The sequence below is a fragment of the Streptomyces sp. VNUA24 genome, assembly GCF_029167005.1.
Taxonomy (GTDB): Bacteria; Actinomycetota; Actinomycetes; order Streptomycetales; family Streptomycetaceae; genus Streptomyces; species Streptomyces scabiei.
On record NZ_CP119143.1, the window covers coordinates 9885908 to 9903673 of the forward strand.

Below are 17766 nucleotides of genomic sequence, written 5' to 3' on the forward strand. Positions count from 1 at the left end.
CCGCGGGGCGCCCCCGGGCCCGTCAGCGGCGGCGGCCGCGCCGTACCTTCAGTTCCTCGAACCGGGGCGCGTCGCCGTCCTGGACGCGCTGCCAGGCCCTGCGGTACAGCTCGGCGGCCGGTTCGGTCGGCACGATCACGCCGAACGTGGCGTGCTCGTCGGTCATCAGCTCGCCGAACAGCGGCAGCTTCCACCGCTCCAGCGGCAGACGCGGCGCCTTCGGGTCGACCCAGGCTCCGGGCAGGAACAGCGACCGCCCCGCCCTGGTGCGACTGGCCTCCACCACCAGCTCGCCCCCGGCCAGTTCGGCTCGGGCCGCCTTGAGCCGGGCCGGCTTCCACCCGGTCCAACGGGCCGTCATACGGTCCGTCGGGTCGGGCATGGCGAGCAGCATCAGGTAGAGCGTGGCGGCGTCCTCGCCGATGCCGTACTCCTTCGCCACCTCGGTGACCAGGTCGGGCACCGAACGGCTCGGGTCCTGCGGCCACCAGGTGCCGTCCGCGGCGCGCTCGCCGGCGAGCGGCGCGCCCGGGTCGTCGAGCAGGGCCCCGAACGGGGCGGAGCGGGCCAGGCGCAACGCGACCTCGGCCGCGTAGGGCCGCTGATCGTCCACCCGCAGCGCGGGCAGGTAGGGGTCCTGGCCGGCCTCGTCGAGCAGCGCGACCCGGACGCCCGGCGACGGCTGGTCGTCGTGGGTGGCGAGGACGACGGCGCCGTACCGCTCGAAGCCCTCACCGGTCTCGGTCGGGGTGCCGGCCGTCTTCCGGAACTGGGTGATGCTGATGTACCGGCCGAGGTCGAGCACCAGTCCGGGGTGGGCGAGCCGCTCCCGTACGGCGGTGAGGGCGACGGGCAGCGCGGCCCGGAGCGGGTCGCCCGCGGGCAGGCGGTGGGCGAGCCAGGCGGCCAGCCCGACCGAGCCGACCAGCGTGTCCGCCGTGAAACCGACCGCGTCGTCCGGCACCGGCCGGACCCGGTCGCCCTTGACCGCCCATTCCAGGTCCTGGGTGAGCCGCGGCTCCCCGGCCGGGTGCAGCAGCGCGGGCAGGGCCTCGCGCACGTTCCACCGCGCGTGCCTGACCGCGCGCAGCGCGTCGGCGAGCACGTCCTCCGGCACGGCCGTCCGCCTGCCGACCTCGCTGTTCCACACCTCGGCCGCGGCGGCCACGTTCGGTCCGTCGGTCCACAGACCGGCGGGGTCGTCGGGCAGCAGCGCGCCGACCACCGCCGCGCGGACCGCGCTGTCGACGCCCTGCAGCTCGTCCTTGGCGACGGCGGCGGGGGCGGCCTTGACCCCGAGGGCCTGGCGCGCCTCCGTGGCCAGGAACGTGCGCTGGTGGACGTCGATCCCCGGAAGCCCGGCCACGAGCAGCCGGGCCACCGTCTCGGTGACGCCGGTCAGCCGGGCGAACTCCTCGGCGGCCTCGGGGAACCAGGGTGCCGGCCCGCGCGCGGCCAGCTCCGCCAGGAACCCGCCGATCCAGGGCGCGTCCCCCGCCGTGCCCAGAGGGGTCGACTTCTGGAGCGTGTAGGGCTCCGGTGTGTCGAACCGCTCCGCCGGGTCGTGGAGGTACCCGCGGAAGGTGCAGCCGTCGTTGTCCGGTGAGCCGTGCTCCACGATCGCCAGGAACGCGCCGCCGCCCAGCGGCAGGAGCCCGTCCCAGGAGCCCTCGCGCCATGCCCCCGACGGGGTGCGCAGCTGGTCGGCCCCCAGCCGCAGGGTCACCTCGCGCCAGCGGGTGGACGCGCCGTCGTTCCCGAGGCCCAGGGCGTCGAGCCGTTCGAGCAGCGTCCGCAGTACCTCGCGGTGGTCCTCCGTGGTGGTGAGGGCCGCGGCCCGGAACGCCAGGGCGCACACCCGGTCGATCAGCGTCGGCACCTCGGGACGCCCGGTCGGCAGCCCGGTCCCGTCGAGGTGGAGGCGTACGGCACGCTCCTGCGGCACGGCGGTCCCGTCGAGCCCGGCGGCCCTGGTGAGGGTGCGCAGGGCGCGGAAGACGGTGTCCGCCTGGTCGTCCCGGTTCCACCAGTAGCCGGCCGATCCGCCGACGCCGCTCAGGGCCTGCTGGAGCACGGTGTCCGCCGGTCCGGCGGGTCCCTCCTCCACCAGGCCCCCGTCGAGCGCCCGGGTGAGCCGCGCCGCGGCCCCGTCGAGGACGGCCTGCTGGCCGGCCGCGTGGCGTACCACTCCGGCGATGCCCGCGACGAGCGCGTCGTGCGTGACCGGCAGCAGCGCGCGGATCGCGGTGGGCAGCGCCTCCTTGTCCTCCTCGGCGGCGGCCGCCAGCAGGGCCTGCGTGGTCGCCCCGTCGACGCGGCGCAGCGCGGCGGAGCCCTTCGGGTCCCGGGCGGTCATGCACTCCCAGAACTGCACCGGCGGCAGCAGCAGCGTGCCCTCGCCGAAGACGCCCGGCGTACGGTCCGTCTTCGCGACGGAGGTGACGACGCCGTCGGTGTCGACGATCTCCAGCTGCCAGCCGTTGCGGACGACCGCACGGGCCCGGTCGTCGCCCGGGAACACCACCAGCGCGGCCGCCCGGCCCCGGTCGGCGGGCAGGGTGACAGTGTGTCCGGCGAGGTCCTGGGTGCGCCGGGAGCCGTCGGGCAGCCGGATCGTGCGGATGCCGACCACGCCGTCCACGGGAGCCGAGGCCGGGGTGCGGCCGACGGTCGGGGAGGGGCCCAGCCAGCCGCTCTCGTAGGTGCTGCCCTCGGGGGCGTCACGCAGCGCGTCGGACAGGAACGCGGGCAGGCTGCGGCGCCCGCGCGTGTTCGTGACCGGGTCGTACTCGTGGAAGCCGTGGGTGTCCTGCTCGCCCTCCGCGTGCCACACCCAGTACGAGGCGCCGTCGAAGAGCAGCCACCGCTCCTCGGGGACCGTGGTGTCCCCGGTGTGCAGGACGCCCGCGCCGGTGGCCCGGCCGCCGCCCGGCAGGGGCAGGGTGAGCCGCAGGTCGGCCTTGTACCAGTCCATCTCGGTGCCCCGGGTGCCGCCCGGGCCCTCCATGGTCCGGGGGCTGTCGGCGCGGGTGTGCCAGTAGCCGCGCAGCCCGTTGTTGCGGGACCGCCAGTAGACGAGCAGTTCGCCGTCCACGTGGTGGAAGCCCGGGTCGCCCCAGCGGTCGTTCGCCGGGATGCGCAGGTCGTGGGTGAGCAGGGTGCCCTCCGCGCCGATCACGCGGGCCTGGGCGCCGCCGGCCACGACGAGATGCGGCCAGGCGTCGGCGACGATGATGTCCTCGACGTCGTCCTTCGGGACGAGGCCGGCGGTGGCGTCCTCCCAGGCGGGCCAGCCCAGTTCGTCGAAGAGCCCGGCGCGCAGGGTCCGCGCCAGCACCGGTGCCAGGTCGGTGGCGACGGCCGCGCGGACCTCGTCCTCGGCCAGCGCCAGCGCCTCGGCCGGCAGCCACTTCAGCCGGGTGAGGGCGTCGGGCAGCTGGGGCAGGCCCACGGCGGTGAACCGCCGGACGACCCCGCTCACCCAGCGCGCCAGCAGCGGGCGCCCGCCCGGGGAGGCGGCCAGCACACGGATCGCGCGCCGCCCGGAGTCGTCGTCGCCGAACCGGTCCGCGCCCAGCAGGAAGGCTTCGTGGAAGCGGGAGTCCGCGCTCAGCGACAGCAGCTCGCGGTGGCCCTCACCCGGCGCCCACTGCTCCAGCGGCAGCGCGGTGGCCTTCGCCGGCGCGGCCACGGGCACGTCCAGGGACAGCAGCAGGTCCATCAGGTCGATGTCGTGCGTGACCGTCAACTCGCGTGCCGACGAGGCAAGTTCGGTCCGCAGCTGGTCCGCCGCCCGCTCCACCAGCGGGTACAGCTCGGGCATCCGGGTGGAGCCGCGCCAGGACCGCGCACGCTCCCGGAACACCAGGAACCGCTCCAGCCAGCCCGCCGTACCGTCGTGCGGACGCCGGTCCGCGGGCAGGGAGCCGTCCCACAGCGCGGCCGTGGCGCCGGAGACCTCCAGGAGGTCCAGCCACATCGCGGGCAGGTCCTCGTCGGTGGACGAGGGGAGCGTGTCCAGCAGGGTGCCGCGCACCTTCGGCTCCCGCGCGGCCAGCGCCACCAGCGCCGTGCGGTGCCCCTTCCACCAGCCGGCCGCCGCGCGCAGCGTGGACGGCAGGGTCAGCAGCTCGGCCAGATAGTCCTGCTCGGTCACGTCGGCGTCGAGACCGGCGGCGCGGGCCAGCCTGCGCAGGTCGTTCGCCATCTGCGCCGACGGCGGCAGACCGCCCGCCGTGCGGCGCAGGCACAGCCGGGTGAAGCGCCGCAGCGCCTCCTCGGCGGGGACCCGCGCGGCCAGCTCCTTCGCGTACGCCGACAGCACCTTCACCGGGAGCGCCCCGGCCAGCGCGAACTCCAGGAACACGGCGTCGAGCCGCTCTTCCTCGACGACCAGCCCGTGCTCCGCCTCGGCCTTGCGGGCGCGGGTGAACAACTGGGCCGCGTAGGTGGCGTTCTCCTCCGCGAGGAACACCCGCCCGGCCTGCTCGTAGAACGTCGGCAGGAAGTGCGGCACCGACGCCGCGAGCCGGTCGCCCAGCTCCAGATAGGCGTCCATGGCCGCCTTGGGCTTGGTCCGGGCCTGCCGGGCCGCCCGCTCCAGGTCCGGAACGATGCCCAGCGCGTGGTGACCGTCCGCCGGGTGGTGCACCAGCACCCACTCGGGGAAGCCCAGCGACTGCCGCAGCCCGAGCCCCACGACCGCCGGCTCCGCGTCCTGCTCCAGACCGAGGAACCCGGCGGCCAGATCCTCCGCCGCGCCCAGCTCCCCGGCGACCAGTCGTACCACCACCCGGTCGTCCAGGCCCGGATGGCGGTAGGTCCGCGCGGTCAGCGGCACCGCCCGTTCCCCGGCCCCCTCGGTGTCGGCCGGCAGTACCCCGCCCGCGGCCAGCATCTCCTCGTACGACACAGCCTCGCCCCCGTTCATACGTCCTTGCCCTCCTCGATCACGCGCCCGGCGTGCAGCGCCGAGGCCATCCGCATCCCCTCCGACCAGGCCACCGGGCCCACCTCGGCCAGTGGCAGGGCGCGGCCGTCCCGGTCCTGCCAGGTCAGGCTGCCGGTCTCCACCTCGTCGTCCCAGTACGGCTCCCCGATCCACACGGAGGCTTCGACGGTGCGCTCGCCGTCCCGGACGCGGGCGGTGGCGTACCCGCCGGAGACGCGGTACCCGAGGGAGGTGGCGCGGGCGGCGAGGGCGAACCGGGAGCGGAACCTGCCCCCGGTGAAGTCCCGTACCTGGGTGGCCTTGGCGGCGAGATCCGCCGGCCGGCGCCAGGTCGCGCGGTGTATCTGCTCGACGCGCTGGACGATGCCCAGCTCCGCCGCGAACTCCCGGATGTCGTCGAGGTCCGGCAGCAGCACCGGGTGCGGCAGGGTCACCGTGCGCGGGGAGAGGCGGACCGTCTCGCCGTCCAGGTTCACGACCCGCAGTTCGCCGGAGTCGGTGGCCCCCCGCAGGAAGCCGACCTCGTCCGGGTCGTCGCCGACCACCGCGAGGTCCCGCAGCGCGCTCTGCCACGCCTCGTCCGGCCACACCCGGGCCAGCAGACCGGTGGGTACGGGCAGTGACGACACCATCCAGGCGTCCACCTGCGTGACGCACGCCGCCGCGTGCCGATCCAGCCATTCGGCGAACCGCCGCAGCCGGTCCACCTCCGGGTGGTCCTTGAGCGCCTTCGGCAGCGACTTCAACTGCCGTCCCGCCGCCCGGCCCGAGGTGGCTCGCGCCGCCACCCGCCCCTCCACAAGGGCGACTTCATACCCGTCGCCCGCCGACAGCCAACCCACGTACCCCAGCCCCTAGCGTCAATTGCACAGGAAGAAAGCACAGTTCAGCCGGGGAATCCCGGCCCACGTGCGACCATGTGCGGAACGCTAGCGGCAGCCACTGACAATCGCTGCGGGGCCCCTCCCGAGAAGCCTCCCGCGACGCGCCGGGAGCCCCCGACCGCGAGCGGGCGCACGACGGGAACCCCTCGGCGTCCGGCAAGCCAACCGAAGCGGCCGCGCCGCCGCATCCGTAGTCCTACGTAACCGGAGTACGTATTACCGGCCAGTCACCGGGGTCGGCCCCGGGGCGCCGCCGTACCGCCGGGCGCGCTCACCCTCCGCAGCGGCCCGGGGTGGGTGCGACGTCCGCACGGCCACGGAGCGGTGCCACACCGTGACCCTTTCCGGGTGTCAGAGCCCCTATATCGCACAAACGTGCGTTATCTGCCGGTTTTCCTGAAACGGGACCGCGCCCGCGGGGCCGTGGGCTCCTATGGTGGGGATCACGGAAAGGCGACGGACGCTGAGGCGGCGACCATGACGGACACGGCGAACGACTACGCGGCGGTGTTCCAGGCGCTGCCGGGCATGGTGGCGCTGCTGACACCCGAGCTGGTGTACGCGGACGCGAACGAGGAGTTCCTGCGGTTGTCGGGGCGCACCCGCGAGCAGGTGGTCGGCCGGTACCTCTTCGACGTGTTCCCCGACAACCCCGCCGACTCCTCGGCGAGCGGGATGCGCAATCTGGCCGCCTCCCTGCACCGGGTGGTGGAGACCGGTGAGCGCGACGCGATGGCGCTGCAGCGCTACGACGTGGAGTCGGCGGAGCGGCCGGGGGAGTGGGAGGAGCGGTACTGGAGCCCGGTGAACGCGCCGATCATCGGCCCCGACGGCAAGGTGGTCCTCCTGATCCACAAGGTCGAGGAGGTCACCGAGCTGATCCGCGCCCGGGAGCGCTCCCCGGGCGACCGGGCCAGCGTGCTGGAGGCCGAGCTGTACACCCGGGCCCGTGAGCTGCAGGAGGTCAACGAGCGGCTGCGCGAGGCGCACGCCCATGAGCGGGAGGTCGCGCTCGCCCTGCAGACGGCGATGCTGCCCGCACCCAACCCGCTCGGTCACCACCGGGCGGCGGTGCGCTACCAGCCCGCGACCGACGCGCTGAACGTGTGCGGCGACTGGTACGACCTGGTCGACCTGACCGGTGTCGACCGCATCGGCATCGCCGTCGGTGACGTGGTCGGACACGGCCTGGCCGCCGCCTGCGTCATGGGCAAGCTCCGCAGCGCGCTGTCCGCCGCGTCCCTGGTGGCGGACGGTCCCGCACAGGCCCTGGACGCGCTCGGCCTGTACGCCCGCTCCGTCGACGGCGCCGAGAACACCACCGCCGTGCAGACCTGCGTCGACTGGGACACCCGCACGATCACCTACAGCAGCGCCGGACATCTGCCGCCCGCGCTGCTGTGCCGTGACGGTGAGGTCGTGTTCCTCGACGGGGCCACCGATCCCCCGCTCGGAGCCCGCCCGGAACACACGCCCCGGCCCGAGGCCACCGTCGACTTCACCGGGGGCGACCTGCTCGTCCTCTACACCGACGGCCTGGTCGAACGCCGCGGCGAGGACATCGACCACAGCCTCGGCCGCCTCGCCGACGCGCTCACCCGCCACCGCCGGGTTGGCCCCGAACCTCTCGCCGACGCCCTCCTGCTAGACCTCCTCCCCGCCGGCCGGGCCACCGACGACGCGGCCCTCGTCATCCTCCAGCTCTGATCCCGGCCGCCCCCCCACGGCGCACGTTCCGAGGCTGTCAGTCGAGGAAGTCGGCCACCAGCGCGGCGAACTCGTCCGGGTCGGCCAGCCGGACGCCGAGGCTCTCGGCCTTGGCCCGCTTGGAGCCGGCGTTCTCGCCCGCCACGACCAGGGAGGTCTTCTTGGAGACGCTGGAGGAGGCGCGCCCCCCGGCCCGCTCGATGAGTTCGTTCATCTGGTTGCGGCTGAGCTTCTCCAGGACGCCGGTCATCGCTCCCGTGACCACCACGGCCATCCCCGCGAGCGGCCCGCCGGTGCCCTCGGCGCCCTCCTCCGGTCCTTCCTGGTCGCCGGCCGGGGCGGGAGGTGTGGCGCCCGGCTCCGTCATGTTCACCCCGGCCGCCACCAGTTTGTCGATGAGCGGGGCGAGTTCGGCCAGCTCGGCCACGATGGACGGGGCCTTCTCGGTGCCGATGCCCTCGACCCGCTGGATCGCCTCGGCGTCCGCGGCACGGATGTTGTCCATGGTGGCGAAGTGGCGGGCGATACGGCGGGACATGGAGCGCCCGGTGCCCCGCACACCCAGCGCGCACAGCACCCGCGACAGCGGTCGCCCCCGGGCCGTGTCGAGCGCGGCGAGGAGGTTGTCGGTGCTGGTCTCGCCCATGCGGTCCAGGCCCAGCAACTGCTCCCGGGTGAGGGCGAACAGATCGGCCAGATCGGCGACCAGGCCCGCCTCCACGAGCTGGACGACCCGGGTGTGCCCGAGCCCCTCCACGTCGAGCTGATCGCGGCCCACGGCGTACGAGAGGGAGGCGACCAGATGGCAGTTGCGGCCGTTCTCGCAGCGCCAGCGCTGTTCACCGGTGTCGATGGCGGAGCCGCATCTGGGGCACACCTCGGGGAAGACGATGGGCTGTTCGTCGCCGGTGCGCAGATGGGCCACGGGTGCCTCGACGCGGGGGATGACGTCACCGGCGCGGTGCACCATGACGTGGTCGCCCAGGCGGAGGTCACGGCGGGTGATGTCCGCCGGGTTGTGGAGCGTGGCGTACGTGATGGTGGAGCCGTCGATCTCGACGGGCTCCAGCACTCCGCGCGGCGCGATGATGCCGGTGCGGCCGACGTTCCACTGCACCTCCAGCAGCCGCGTGATCTTCTCGACGGCCGGCAGCTTGTAGGCGATCGCCCAGCGCGGGGCGCGTGAACCGGACCCGGCGGCACGCTGGTCGGCGGCCAGGTCCGCCTTGATCACGATGCCGTCGATGCCGAACGGCAGCTCCGCCCGCAGCCCGGCGATCTCCTTGACCCGGTCCAGGACCTCCTCGACCGTGGCGGCGGTGACACCGGGGACGGCCGTGCTCGCGGTGGTGTTCACCCCCAGCTCGGCGGCCCGCGCCATCAGCTCGCTGTGGGCCGGCTCGCCCAGGTGCGCGGCCGAGTCGGCGTCCGTGCCGGGCAGCGCCAGCAGTCCGTACCCGAAGAACGTCATCGGCACGGTGTACGCCCGTTCCCTGGCGCGCAGCGTGCCCGCCGCGGCGTTGCGCGGGTTGGCGAACGGCTGCCCGCCGTGTGCGGTGCGCACCTCGTTGGCGTGCTCGAACTGGGCGGTCGTCATGAGGACTTCGCCGCGCACCTCGACCGTCACCGGCTCGGCCAGCTCCCGCGGCAGGCCCTCGATGGTGCCGATGGCGTGCGAGACGTCCTCCCCGGCCGTCCCGTCGCCCCGCGTGATCAGCCGCGTGAGCCGCCCCCGGCTGTACCGGGCGGCGACCGCCAGCCCGTCGAGCTTCGGCTCCACACCGAACCGCTCCACGTCGTGCCCGATCCGCCGGGCCAGCGACGCCGTCCACGCCGTGAACTCCTCGGCGGAGAACACGTTGTCCAGGCTCAGCATCGCGACCGTGTGGGGCACGTCCCCCTCGACGGCTCCGCCGGCCACCTTCCCGGTGGGCGACTCCGGCAGCACCTGCTCGGGATGGGCCGCCTCCCACACCGCGATGCCGCGCACGAGACGGTCGTAGGTGTCGTCGTCCAGCGCCGAGGTTCCGCCGGTGTAGTACGCGGCCGAGGCGCGGACCGCGTCCTCGACGGCCTGGGCGTAGGCGGCGGCATCCACGATCACTGCAACTGAAGTCGTCATGGGAGCCATCCTGCCTCCCACCACTGACAACGCCCCCGGCGTCGTTGTCCGCGAGGGCCGGCCCCGGGCCCTGCGGCCCAGGGGCACGGACGCGCCGCGGGCCGGACGGGGGATGCCCCGTCCGGCCCGCGGTCCTGAGTCCCGTGTTTCGTGTCCCGGTGGATCAGACCGCCGGGGAGGGGTACGTCGGGTACTCCACGCCGGAGACGTGCTGGACGACCCGGATGACCTGGCACGAGTAGCCGAACTCGTTGTCGTACCAGAGGTAGAGGATCGCGTTGTCGCCGTCGACCTTGGTGGCGCCCGCGTCGACGATCGAGGCGTGGCGGGAGCCGATGAAGTCGCTGGAGACCGAGTCGGGGGCGTTGGTGAAGTCGATCTGGCGCTTGAGCGGCGAGGTCAGCGAGACGCCGCGGAGGTAGTCGACGACCTCGTCGCGGTCGGTCTCCCGGCCGAGGCGCAGGCTGAGGATCGCGATCGAGACGTCCGGGACGGGCACACGGATCGAGCTGCCGGTGATCGGCGCCTTCAGGTCGGGCAGCGCCTTGGCGACGGCGGAGGCGGCGCCCGTCTCCGTGATGACCATGTTGAGCGGCGCGGACCGGCCCCGGCGGTCGGACTTGTGGTAGTTGTCCAGCAGGTTCTGGTCGTTGGTGAACGAGTGGACGGTCTCCACGTGACCGCGCAGCACACCGAACTCGTCGGCCATCGCCTTCAGCGGCGGCACGATCGCGTTGGTGGTGCAGGACGCGCAGGACAGGATCCGCTCGTCCGGCTTGATCGTGTCGTGGTTGACGCCGTGCACGATGTTCGGGACGTCACCCTTGCCGGGCGCGGTCAGGACGACCTTGTCGATGCCCGGGCGCAGGTGCGTCGACAGGCCCTCGCGGTCGCGCCACTTGCCGGTGTTGTCGATGAGGATGGCGTTCTTGATGCCGTACTCGGTGTAGTCGATCTCGGACGGGTCGCCGGCGTAGATCACCTTGATCTCGTTGCCGTTGGCGTTGATCGTGCTGGTCGACTCGTCGACGGTGATCGTGCCCTGGAACTGGCCGTGGATGGAGTCCCGGCGCAGCAGGGACGCCCGCTTGACGATGTCCTCGCCGGCCCGCTCACCCCCGCCGCGCACCACGATGGCGCGCAGCCGCAGACCGTTGCCGGAGCCGGCCTTCTCGATGAGCAGGCGGGCCACGAGGCGGCCGATGCGGCCGAAGCCGTAGAGGACGACGTCGCGTCCCTCGCCGCCCTCGATCTTGTTGGCGCCCGTGGCACCGGCGACGGCCTCCGCGGTGAACTCCTCGACCGACAGCCCCCGGTCGTCGGCCCGGTGGGCCTCGGCGAGCAGGCCGATGTCGATCTGGGAGGGGCCGAGGTCGAGCGAGGTGAGGGTCCGCAGGAACGGCAGGGTGTCGGTGACCGACAGCTCCTCACCGGCGATCTGCCGGGCGAACCGGTGGGTCTTCAGGATGCTGACCACCGACTTGTTCACCAAGGAGCGGCTGTGCAGCAGGATCGTCACGTCCCGCTCACGGTGCAGCTTCCCGATGATCGGGATCATCGACTCCGCGATCTCCTCGCGGTTCTTCCATTGGGTGAACGAGTCCTCGTTGACAGTCACAAGTTTATCTTTCGAGCTAGGCGGCGCTCATATGCTAACCACCCCGCTCGGAGGAGACGAACGAGGGGTGCGGGAAGCGCGTGCGGTCGCACGGGTTCAATGGGGCGGGCCGGGTTCAATGGGGCGGGCCCTGGCTGCCCGGGGCGGCCGGGCGGCGTCGGCCCGGGAGCGGCCGACGCCGGGGAGCCCGGTCGCCGCCGCCCCCTCCGCGGCGGCGACCCGGCGTGTTCGAGGTGTGCGGCCGGCATGGTCGGCCCCGCCTCGTGGTTCCAGAAGCGATCGTTCCGGACCGCGGGCGTGCCCGGTATCGGGGAGACTACGTAATCGGGCGCGCCGCGCACCCCGCCGCCGCGTCACGACCGCGCCCGATCGCGTGCCGAGGAGGGCTCACGCGCCCCCGTCGCGCAGCTCCTCGCGTACCTGCAGCGCCGCCAGCGCGGCCCGCGACGTCACGCCGGTCTTGCGGTAGATGCGGGAGAGGTGGGTCTCGACCGTACGCGGGCTGAGGAACAGTCGTTCGGCGATGGCGGGGCTGGTCAGGCCCTTGGCGACGAGAGCGGCGATCTCCCGTTCCCGCGGCGACAGTACCGCCAGTTCCTCGGACGCCGCCTCCCGTGACGGCCCGTCGGCGCCCCCGCCCGGACGCGCCCCCGCACCGGTCGCCGGCCCTGCCCCCGGTCCGGTCACGGCACTTGCCACGGCACCTGCCACCGGACCCGCGCCCGGACCGGTCACCGCGCCCGCCACGCGACCCGCGCCCGGCTCCCCGCCGCTCCCGCCCGCGACCTCCGGAACACCCGCCGTCCCCGGGCCTGTCACCGCCCCCGCCGTCCGCTCCGCGTCGAGGACCGTCGGCCGGATCACCTCCGCGAGGCCGGTCAGCAGATGGGCCTCCCCCTCGGTGCTCAGCCGCAGGGCGCGCTCCCACATGGCGCGAGCCCGGGCCGTGCGTCCCGCGGACGCGGTCAGGGGCGCCCCCAGCAGCAGTGTCTGAGCCTCCCACAGCCGGCCCCCGCCCCGGGCCGCCTCCGCCGCGGCCCGCTCGAACAGGTCGGCCGCGGCCGCCAGGTCGCCGTCGGCCAGCGGCACATGCGCCGAGCTGCGCAGCGCCGACGCCCGCTGCGCCACGAGACCGAGCCGCTCCGCCTCCTTGCGGGCGCGGTCCGCCCACTGCCGGGCCTGATCGCGGTCCCCGGCGACGACGGCGGCGGTCACCAGGATCTCCATGAACAGGGGCCGCATGCTCGGCTGCAGGCCGCCGAGATCCTCCCCGCCCGCCCGGATCACCGCCGCGCGGGCCCGCGCCGGATCACCGGTGTGGAGCGCGGCGTACCCGAGCATGCACCAGGCGATGGACGCCCACCAGCGGGTGCCGGCACCGGCCCGCGCCACGGCCTCCTCGGCGACGGCCAGCGCGCCGCCGTCGCCCGGCGGGAGAGCGGGGACCAGTGCCTGGGCCTTCGACGCCAGGACGAACGCGAGCAGTTCGTCGCTGCCGATGCCCCGGGCGATGGTCTCCGCCTCCTCCGCCAGTTCGAGGGCCGGCCCCAGCCGCAGGGTCATGACCTGGATGTGGGACAGGCACAGCAGCAGATGCGGCACCACGTAGAGCAGGCCGCCGCGTCGGGCGATGGCGAGACCGCGCCCGGCGTGCCGTTCGGCGTCGGCGTACCGTTCGAGGAACGCCTCCGCCCAGCCGAGCCGGGCCAGCGGTTCGCACAGGCCCGCGAGATCCTGGTCGGTGAGGGAGTCGATGAGCGCGCCGGCCCGGTCGGCGGCCTCGGCGGCGGCCACCATGTTCCCCTCGTACGCCTCCCCGAGCGCGGTGACGGCGAGCGCCCCCGCCTCCGCGACCTCGTCGCCCAGTGACCGGGCCAGCTCCAGGGTGCGGACCACGTCGTCGCGCACGTCCGGGTAGGAGCTGGCGTGCGGGGCGGACGAGCCCAGTTCCAGGCCGAGTTGGACGGTCTCCGCGGGGGAGAGGTCGGCGCCGCGGGCCAGTTCGCGGCGCAGCAGGGCGATGGCCTCCGCGTACCGGCCCAGATGGCGTTCCATGACCGCGCACAGGGTGACCGCGCCGGCCCGTACGCCGTCGTCGGTGCCCGGCGGCGACAGGCTGATCACCTCGTGCAGCAGGTCCCGGCTCTCCAGCAGCCCGCCGCAGGCGCCGAGCGCCTCGGCCCGCCGCAGCATGAGGTCGCGGCGCAGCGCCCCGTGCGCAGGCCGCTCCGGCAGATGGGTGAGGGCGACGCCCAGCCAGTGCGCGCTGCTCGCCGGCGCGGTCGCGGCGGCCTGCCGGGCAGCCTCGGTGAGGACGGTCACGGCGTCCGGGTCCCAGCCGGTCAGCGAACGCTCGACGTGGTGTGCCCGCTCGGTGACCGGCGCCCCGATCCGGGCCAGTTCGGCGGCGGCGAGGTGGTGCGTCCGGGTGCGCAGCAGGGGGTCGGTGGTGTCGTGGACGAGGGAGCGCAGCACGGGATGCCGCAGGGCCCAGCGGCCGTCCGGCCCCGGCCGTGCGAGATCACGAGCCGTCAACTCCCTCAGATCCGCGTCGAGTTCCATCTCGTCCCGCCCGGTGACGGCCGCCACCAGCGCGGGTGCGGCATGGTCGCCGAGCACGGCCACGGCCTGGACCGTGGCGCGTTGGGCGTCGGTCAGGGGAGTCAGCTCGTCCAGGAGCAGCGAGCTGAGCCCCGCGGGTCTGCCCGCCTGGAGCAGCGCCAGGAAGTACAGCGGATTGCCCTCACTGGCCGCGTACAGCTCGGCGGCCAGGGCCGGCGGCCGGTCCGGGGCGAGCGCCGCGAGACACGCGGCACGGTCCAGGGGGCCCAGCTCCAGCCGCAGCACCGTCCCGGTCTCCACGCCCCGGGTGAGCGAGGCGACGAGCCGGGGAGAGGTCTGCCGTTCGCGGCGCGCCACCACGATCACCACCGGCGCGCGCCGCGGGGGGTGCCGTACGAGGTGGTCGAGCAGTTCCAGGGACGCCGGGTCCGCCCAGTGCACGTCGTCGAGCGCCACCACGAGGCCCTTGCCCGTGCGGGCGACCCGGGCGAGGAAGGCCGCCGCCGCACGCTGCATCGCGAAGCGGTCCACGGTGTGCGCCTCGGCGAACGGGGACGGGATGCCGGTCTCGGAGTCGAGGTCCGTGAGGGCGTCGGCGAGGGGCTGGTAGGGCAGATGCTGCTCGTACTCGGTCGCCCGGCCGCGCAGCACCGTCATGCCCCGCTCCCGCGCCAGCGCGCAGAACTCCGAGACCAGTCTGCTCTTGCCGATCCCCGCCGCGCCGGTGACGTCGACGACCGCCGGTCCGGGGGCGGGGACCGCCGGGCCGTCGCCGGTCCCCGTCAGTCCGTCGAGTATTCCGGCGAGCCGTGCCAGCTCGGTCTCCCTGCTCACCAGCGGAGCCACGTCCCACGGCAATGCGATTCCCCCCGAAGCCGGCCCCGGGCCGTCCGGAGCCCATCCGGAGAGCCCTGATCACGAACCTCCGGCCGATTCCCGAAGATTGTACGTAGCTCCCGACAGGGAGGTGGGCGGGCGGGCAGGCAGGCAGGCGGTCAAGCGGGCAGGCGGCCGGGTCTCCTGGCCCTGCTCCGGCGCCGACGTCTTCTCCGTGCTCGGTACGCGGTCAGTCGCGGCCCGTACCCCGGTAGAGGTCCAGCTCCCCGTCCAGTTCCAGGGCGAGCACGGTCGCGTACGGGTCGAGGTCGGCCTCCTCGGGGGCGTCGATCCAGGTCACACCGGGCACGGCGTCCAGGCCGCCGATCACCCGGTGGCCCAGTTCGGTGCCGGTGCCGACGACGGTGACCCTCCGGACCGGGTTGCGCAGCCCCCGCACCGCGACGGACTCGCGCGGCACGTCGAAGCAGGTCAGATACAGGGTGCGCCGGTCGGCGGAGAGGGTGCTCGGGCCGTAGTGGTGCCCGGCGGGCAGCCCGGCGACCGTTCCGTGGACGGCCTCGGAGTGCCGCGCGATCCACGCGCCGAGCCCCTCCAGCCGGTCGACCTGCTCCGCGGGGATCGTCCCGTCCGCCCGGGGGCCGACGTCCAGCAGCAGATTGCCGCCCATGCCGATCGTCTCGGTGAAGTAACGCACCAGCTGCCGCACCGACTTGTGGTTGTGGTCCGTGTGCTGGAAACCCCACGAGTCGTTGATCGTCAGACACAACTCCCAGGGGCCGCCGGGCGCTTCGAGCGGCACCCCCTGCTCGGGGGTGGCGTAGTCGCCGCGGCCGAGCATACGGGCGTTCAGGACGGTGTCCGGGTTCTCCGCGAGGATCAGATCGGCCAACTCCGTGATGCGCCACTGCTGTTCGGTGCGTTCCCACTCGCCGTCGAACCACAGCAGATCCGGGCGGAACCGCTCCACCAGCTCCTTCACCTGGCCGTCACGGTAGGCCAGGTAACGCTCCCACGCCACCGGGTCCTCCTCGCCGGGGGCGGCGTGCGCGTAGGGGTTGGCGTCGTTGCCGCCCGGGTGCGTGTGCGACCACCGGTCGATCTCTGGGTGGCGCAGGCTCGCGTAGTCCGGGTGGTTCCAGTCGGAGTGCGAGTAGTAGAGGCCGACCTTCAGGCCCCGCTCGCGCAGCGCGTCCACGTAGCCGCCGATCAGGTCCCGGCCCGCCGGAGTGCGCCGGACGACGTCCAGGTCGCCGTGGGCGGTGTCCCACAGGGCGACGCCGTCGTGGTGGCGCGCGGTGAGCACCGCGTATCCCGCGCCCGCCCGGGCGAACAACTCGGCCCAGGCCGACGGGTCGTAGGCGGACGCGGTGAAGCCGTCCAGCTGTTTCATGTACCGCTCGTGCGTCACCTCGCCCCAGTAGAAGGACCAGGACTCGGGCACCCCGTCCACGGCGTAGATGCCGTAGTGGATGAAGATGCCCAGCTTGGCGGCGGGAAACCAGGGTTGCATGGTCATAGGGTCACGCTAGGCGGCGGGCTCCGGAGGGCGCGTGGGCGCCGGTCACCACTGCTGGTCCGTTTTCACCCCGAACCGGGACCGGCCTGCTCTGCCCCGTGTGACACGGAGCGGCGGGCCGTACCCGGAGCGGCACGGAGGAGTGCGCGCGTCCGTGTCGGGTACGCGCAGGGCGACGCGCCCGGTACGGACGCCGTTCCGGGCGGCCTTTTCCATCACTACCTGGGATCTTCCATGGACATCTCCCCGAACGGTCACCACGCGCCCCAGGCCGTGTCACCGGCCCAGCGTGCGCTGACCGCGCTCGCCTTCGACACCCACGACGAGGCCGCGCTGAGCACCCTCGCCGACAGCGACGTGCTGATTCCCGTGCCGGACGACGCCGACGAGGCGGCCGTGAGCGATCCGACGGCCGTGGCGCTGCCGGTTCTGGAGCAGCCCGGCGGTGAACAGATCGTGCCGGTCTTCACCTCGGAACCCGCGATGGCCGAACTCCTGCCCTACGTGGCGCGCTACCGCCTGGTGCCGCTGGGTGCCCTCGCCTCCCAGTGGCCGGCCGACGCCGACCTGTCCCTCACCATCGACGCCGGTTCCCCGCACGGTCTCACCCTCGACGCCCACGACGTGGGCACCCTGCTGGGAGGGCAGGCCGGCTGAGCCGGAGGGGCGGGGTGTCAGCCCTGCCGGAGTGTGCGGGCCAGGGCGTCGCGCTGCAGCGGGAGCGCCTCGGCGTGCAGTGCGCGGCCCTTGTCCGTGAGAGCGACCCATACGCCGCGCCGGTCCTCCGCACACACGGACCGTTCCACCAGGCCGTCCTTCTCCAGTCGGCCGATCAGCCGGGACAGCGCGCTCTGGCTGAGGTGGACCTTCTCCGCGATGTTCTGCACCCGGCACAGGTCCCCGGCCGCCGTGGCGGCCGCCAGGCCGGACGCGAGGATGTCGAGCACCTCGAAGTCGCTGGCGCCGAGGCCGTGCGGATGCAGGACGCGGTCGATCTCGCACATGGTGCGGGCGTGCACGGACAGGATGTCCCGCCACTCGTCCTCAAGCCGGGCGCCGGCCGTGTTCGCTGCCATATGTGCACGGTAACAGAGGGCGGGGTGGTTGTTGCCTGTGCAACTAGTGCAGGCGCAACGAATGCGTCCGGCGCCTACTCCGCGGCGGTGTCCTGGAGCAGGCCGATCAGGTTCCCGTCCGGGTCCTTCACCGAGGCGATGAGCCGGCCGCCGCCCACATCGTGGACGTCCTCCAGCGTCTCGGCGCCGGCACCCAGCAGCCCCGTGAGCGTCGCGCGGATGTCGGTGACGTGCCAGTACGGCACGGGTCCGGTCATGCCCTTCGCGTGGCCGTTCGGGTCCAGCCCCACGTCCTGGCCCGCGTCCTTGAAGCCGACGTAGTACGCCGAGTCCGCGTACGGCTCCACCCCGAGCAGGGCGCTGAACAGTGCCTTCGCCGCGGCCAGGTCCTTGACGGGGTAGATGACGGTCTTGAGTCCGGCGGTCATGGGGTGCTCCTCGGAGGGGGTTGAATTGCATGGTCACTGGAACTGAGGTCCACGCTAGGCGC

Annotated in this window: 10 protein-coding genes; 2 read left to right on the forward strand and 8 right to left on the reverse strand. The window is 73.8% G+C overall.

Annotation, left to right across the window (positions count from 1 at the left end):
* Positions 1-22: 22 nt before the first annotated feature.
* Together PYR72_RS42570 and PYR72_RS42575 are read right to left on the reverse strand one after the other, a co-directional pair.
* Positions 23-4930: a DNA-binding protein gene (locus tag PYR72_RS42570; protein ID WP_275460250.1), complete on the reverse strand. Its 4908-nt coding sequence runs from the start codon at positions 4928-4930 to the stop codon at positions 23-25.
* On the reverse strand, positions 4927-5793 hold the full coding sequence (locus PYR72_RS42575; RefSeq protein WP_275460251.1) for a DUF4132 domain-containing protein: 867 nt from the start codon (positions 5791-5793) through the stop codon (positions 4927-4929). The genes PYR72_RS42570 and PYR72_RS42575 overlap by 4 nt, the downstream gene beginning before the upstream one ends.
* 519 nt (positions 5794-6312) lie before the next feature.
* On the opposite strand from PYR72_RS42575, the gene PYR72_RS42580 reads away from it, so the two are divergent.
* Positions 6313-7542 carry a SpoIIE family protein phosphatase gene (locus tag PYR72_RS42580; RefSeq protein WP_275460252.1) on the forward strand — a complete coding sequence of 410 codons (1230 nt, stop codon included), beginning with the start codon at positions 6313-6315 and terminating at the stop codon, positions 7540-7542.
* A 37-nt stretch (positions 7543-7579) separates the two neighbouring features.
* Here PYR72_RS42580 and ligA read toward each other — a convergent pair whose 3' ends face one another.
* The 4 genes from ligA to PYR72_RS42600 form a co-directional block, all read right to left on the reverse strand.
* Positions 7580-9673 (reverse strand): NAD-dependent DNA ligase LigA, encoded by a 2094-nt coding sequence (ligA, locus tag PYR72_RS42585; protein ID WP_275460253.1) that lies wholly within the window; start codon positions 9671-9673, stop codon positions 7580-7582.
* A 154-nt stretch (positions 9674-9827) separates the two neighbouring features.
* Entirely contained in the window at positions 9828-11282 is a 1455-nt protein-coding gene (locus PYR72_RS42590; RefSeq protein ID WP_275460254.1) for a glyceraldehyde-3-phosphate dehydrogenase, read from the reverse strand.
* Between the two features lie 387 nt (positions 11283-11669).
* On the reverse strand, positions 11670-14681 hold the full coding sequence (locus PYR72_RS42595) for a LuxR family transcriptional regulator (protein ID WP_275460670.1): 3012 nt from the start codon (positions 14679-14681) through the stop codon (positions 11670-11672).
* Between the two features lie 229 nt (positions 14682-14910).
* Positions 14911-16200: an alpha-L-fucosidase gene (locus PYR72_RS42600; RefSeq protein ID WP_275460255.1), complete on the reverse strand. Its 1290-nt coding sequence runs from the start codon at positions 16198-16200 to the stop codon at positions 14911-14913.
* 234 nt (positions 16201-16434) lie between these two features.
* Between PYR72_RS42600 and PYR72_RS42605 the strand changes: the two genes are divergently transcribed.
* Complete coding sequence (locus tag PYR72_RS42605; protein ID WP_275460256.1) at positions 16435-16857, forward strand: SseB family protein; 423 nt, start codon at positions 16435-16437, stop codon at positions 16855-16857.
* Between the two features lie 17 nt (positions 16858-16874).
* Here PYR72_RS42605 and PYR72_RS42610 read toward each other — a convergent pair whose 3' ends face one another.
* Both PYR72_RS42610 and PYR72_RS42615 read right to left on the reverse strand, forming a co-directional pair.
* On the reverse strand, positions 16875-17276 hold the full coding sequence (locus tag PYR72_RS42610; protein WP_275460257.1) for a MarR family transcriptional regulator: 402 nt from the start codon (positions 17274-17276) through the stop codon (positions 16875-16877).
* Between the two features lie 74 nt (positions 17277-17350).
* Positions 17351-17704 carry a VOC family protein gene (locus PYR72_RS42615; protein WP_275460258.1) on the reverse strand — a complete coding sequence of 118 codons (354 nt, stop codon included), beginning with the start codon at positions 17702-17704 and terminating at the stop codon, positions 17351-17353.
* Positions 17705-17766 lie beyond the last annotated feature (62 nt).